This window comes from Streptomyces sp. SPB074 (assembly GCF_000154905.1).
In the GTDB taxonomy this organism is placed as follows: Bacteria; Actinomycetota; Actinomycetes; order Streptomycetales; family Streptomycetaceae; genus Streptomyces.
The window spans coordinates 4,552,914-4,556,842 of the sequence record NZ_GG770539.1; the positions used below are offsets into that span (position 1 = coordinate 4,552,914).

Annotated in this window: 3 protein-coding genes; all 3 read right to left on the minus strand. The window is 73.7% G+C overall.

Annotated elements, in window-relative coordinates:
• A partial coding sequence (locus SSBG_RS19145) for a hypothetical protein (RefSeq protein ID WP_037870145.1) occupies positions 1 to 393 on the minus strand: 393 nt, incomplete at its 3' end.
• 175 nt (positions 394 to 568) lie between these two features.
• Positions 569 to 1,780 (minus strand): pyridoxal phosphate-dependent aminotransferase, encoded by a 1,212-nt coding sequence (locus SSBG_RS19150; RefSeq protein WP_008747725.1) that lies wholly within the window; start codon positions 1,778 to 1,780, stop codon positions 569 to 571.
• Positions 1,781 to 2,046: 266 nt separating this feature from the next.
• Positions 2,047 to 3,885, minus strand: coding sequence for a GGDEF domain-containing phosphodiesterase (locus SSBG_RS19155; RefSeq protein ID WP_037871627.1), 1,839 nt, complete (start codon positions 3,883 to 3,885; stop codon positions 2,047 to 2,049).
• Positions 3,886 to 3,929 lie beyond the last annotated feature (44 nt).

Consider the following 3,929-nt stretch of genomic DNA (forward strand, 5'->3'; position numbering starts at 1 on the left):
CGCCGCGTGGGCCTCCATGCGGCGGGCGGTGAGGATCGCCGCGCCCGTGTCGGCGCGCGAGGCGGCGACGACGAGGGCGCGCCCGGCGAGCGCGTGCGCGCGCCGGTGCAGGGCCGCGCGGTCCGGCTCGTGGGCCGACACGGAGACGACGGCGCGTACGGGGCTGCCGCCGCGCAGCCTGCGCAGGTGCGCGCTCAGCTCGGCGCCCGCCGCGCCCAGCTCGGCCGCCTCGCCGGCGGGGGAGAGGGCGCGCAGCTCGTCGGTGAGCGCGAGGAGCGCGGCGAGGTGCCCGGCGAGCTGGATGTCCAGCTCCTCCTCGCGCGAGTGGCGGGGGAAACGGGACTGCTCGCCGGAGGTGGAATGGACGGATCTGGTGCGGATGGGCTCGTACACGGGGGACCTCCAGGGTTGCCTGAGAGCATCCTACCTTGGAATCCGTCTAATTTAGAATCCGTCCAGAGAAGGAGTTCGTAGCGACTGGGGATCGTGGTGGCGGTCCGGGAGCCGCACGTGCCCGGGAACGGGACGTACTCGGGAGCCGGTCGTTCTCGGGACCGGCCGTCCGGGCTCAGTTCTGCCCGTATCCGCTCAGGAAGTGGCCGATCCGGCCCACCGCCTCCGTCAGGTCCTGGACGTTCGGGAGGGTGACGATCCGGAAGTGGTCGGGCTCGGGCCAGTTGAAGCCCGTGCCCTGCACCACCATGATCTTCTCCTTGCGGAGCAGGTCGAGGACCATCTCGCGGTCGTCCTTGATCTTGAAGACCTTCGGGTCGAGGCGCGGGAAGAGGTAGAGCGCGCCCCGGGGCTTCACGCAGCTCACGCCGGGGATCTGGGTCAGGAGCTCGTACGCGGTGTCGCGCTGCTCGCGCAGCCGCCCGCCCGGCAGCACCAGGTCGTCGATCGACTGCCGGCCGGTGAGCGCGGCGACGACACCGTGCTGTCCCGGCATGTTGGCGCACAGCCGCATGTTCGCCAGGATGTTCAGCCCCTCCAGGTAGGAGGTGGCGTGGGCGCGCGGCCCGGAGACGACCATCCAGCCCACGCGGTAGCCGGCCACGCGGTACGCCTTCGACATGCCGTTGAACGTGAGCGTCAGCAGGTCGGGGGCGAGCGTGGCGGTCGGGGTGTGGGTGGCGTCGTCGTAGAGGATCTTGTCGTAGATCTCGTCGGAGCAGACGAGCAGGTTGTGGCGGCGGGCGATGTCGGCGAGCCCGCGCACCATCTCCTCGTCGTAGACGGCGCCCGTGGGGTTGTTCGGGTTGATGATGACGAGCGCCTTGGTCCGGTCGGTGACCTTGCGCTCGACGTCGGCGAGGTCCGGCATCCAGTCGGCCTGCTCGTCGCAGCGGTAGTGCACGGGGGTGCCCCCGGCGAGCGAGACGGCGGCGGTCCACAGCGGGTAGTCCGGCGCGGGGACCAGCACCTCGTCCCCGTCGTCCAGCAGGGCCTGCATGGCCATGACGATGAGTTCGGAGACGCCGTTTCCGATGAAGACGTTCTCGACGTCGGACTCGACGCCAAGGGTCTGGTAGTGCATCGTGACCGCGCGACGGGCGGCGAGCAGGCCCTTCGCGTCGCCGTAGCCGTGCGCCGAGGAGACGTTGCGGAGGACGTCCTCCAGGATCTCGGGCGGGGTCTCGAAGCCGAAGGCCGCCGGGTTCCCGGTGTTCAGCTTGAGAATGCGGTGGCCCGCCGCCTCCAGTCGCATCGCCTCGTCGAGCACCGGGCCACGGATTTCGTAACAGACATTGGCGAGCTTCGCCGACTGGATCACCTGCATGTCGGTCACCTTACGACCGCGTTAAGCGGCACGCATGGCGTATCCGTCCCGGCGGAGCCCGCTCGCGCGGGCGGCGGCTTCCAATCCTCCGTGCCGGACGGCGACGGCCGTCGCTCTGCGGGGCGGCGGCAGCCTCACGGCTTGGATTCCCACCTGCGGGGGACGGATCTCACCTCTCCGGGTGAGTTCTGACACCCGTCGGTCTGCGGCCGGGACCGCGCCCTCCTCCCCCGCGACGGGATCGCGCGGGGGATCACCCGGCGGGATCACGCGGGGGAGGAGGGCGCGGGGGTGGGCCAGCCGGGGCAGCGGCCCGTGGTCTCCAGGAGGACGCCGATCCGCTCGGGCGGCACGGGCCGCGAGTAGAGATACCCCTGGCCCATGTCGCAGCCCATCGCCCGCAGCCGCTCCGCCTGGCTCCTGGTCTCCACGCACTCGGCGGTCACGGTGAGCCCGAGCCGGTGGGCGAGGCCGACCAGGGCCTCGACGATGACCTCGTCCGCCGGGCGCCCCTCGGCGGTGGTGGACCGGGCGGGACCCCCGGCGATCACGGTCGCCGCGTCCCGGTCCCGGTCCCGGTCCGGGGAAGCGGTGGCGGTGGCGGGGGCGGCGGTGTCCGGGGTGTCGGTGTCCGGGGTGCCGGGCTCCGGCGCCGGGACGGCGAAGGGGAAGCCCCGGACGAAGGAGCCGTCCAGTTTGAGCACGGAGACCGGGAGACGGCTGAGGTAGGAGAGGTTCGAGTACCCGGTGCCGAAGTCGTCGATGGCGATCCGTACCCCCATGTCGCTCAGTTCCTGGAGGGCCCGCAGCGGACGCCCGGTCTGCCCGACCACCTCGGACTCGGTCAGCTCCAGTTGCAGCAGCGACGGCGGCAGCCCGGTCTCGGTGAGCACGTCGGCGACGTCGGCCACGACGTCCGAGTCCCACAACTGCCGCACCGTGACGTTGACGCTGACGTAGGGGGGAAGGGCTCCCGGGCGCGCGAGCTGCCAGCTGCGCGCCTGGGCGCAGGCGGTGCGCAGCACCCAGCGGCCCAGCTCGACGATCGAGCCGTCCCGCTCGGCGACGTCGATGAAACGGTTCGGGGTGAGCCGTCCGAAGCGCGGGTGCCGCCAGCGCACCAGCGCCTCGACCCCGTGCAGGGTGCCGTCGGCGAGGGCCACGAGGGGCTGGTACTCCAGCTCGAACTCGCCGTCGCGCACGGCGGGCCGCAGCGCGGTCGCGAGCAGGTCCTGATGGGCGCCGTCCTCGCTGCGCGCGGAGTCGAACAGGGCCCACCTGCCCCTGCCCTCGGCCTTGGCCCAGCCGAGCGCGGTCGTGACGGCGCGCAGCAGCTCGGCCGGGCTCGTCTCGCGGGCGCGCAGCTCGGCGACCCCGGCCGAGGCGGAGACGGCGAGGCGCCGTCCCGCGATGTCGTACGGCTCGCCCAGCTCGCGCAGCACCGTCGCGGCGAGTTCGCCGAGCTGCCCGGGGCCCGTCGTCTCGCGCACGAGGAGCGCGAACTCGTCGCCGCCGAGCCGGGCGAGTACGGGGGCCTCGCCCGGTCCGGCCGCGAGGCGCGGGGCGAGGCGGGCGAGCCGGGCCGCCACCGCGCGGAGCAGGTGGTCGCCGACGAGGTGCCCGTGGGCGGTGTTGACGTGCCGGAAGCCGTCCAGGCCGAGGACGCACAGGCCGACCCGTCCCCGGCCGCCGCGCAGCCCGTGCTCCTCCAGCGTGTCCGCGAGGCGGTCGAGGAAGTGGGCGCGGCCCGCGAGCCGGGTCAGCGGGTCCTCGCGTTCGGCGGTGCGCAGCCGGGCCCTGAGGTCGTGGCCCTGGCTCGTGTCGCGGATCGTGAGGAGGGCGCCGCGCTCGGCCGCGAGGTGGGCGAGCCGCAGCTCGGCCCACACCTCGCCGCCCCGGGGCGAGACGATCCGGCGCGTGCACACGAGGTGGTGACGGCGCCCGCTGAGCACCTCGGGGAGCGCGGGGGCGGTGTGCGGGGCGAGACCGAGAGCCGTGAGGTGGGTGAGGGGGCGCCCCGCGAGCGAGGCGGCGGGCAGGGCGAGGTACTGGTGCAGGGCCGGGTTGGCGGCGGTGATGGTGCCGGTCTCGTCCAGGAGCGCCATCGGCACCGGGGCCGCGTCGAAGGCGGCCCGGTGGGCGGAGGCGG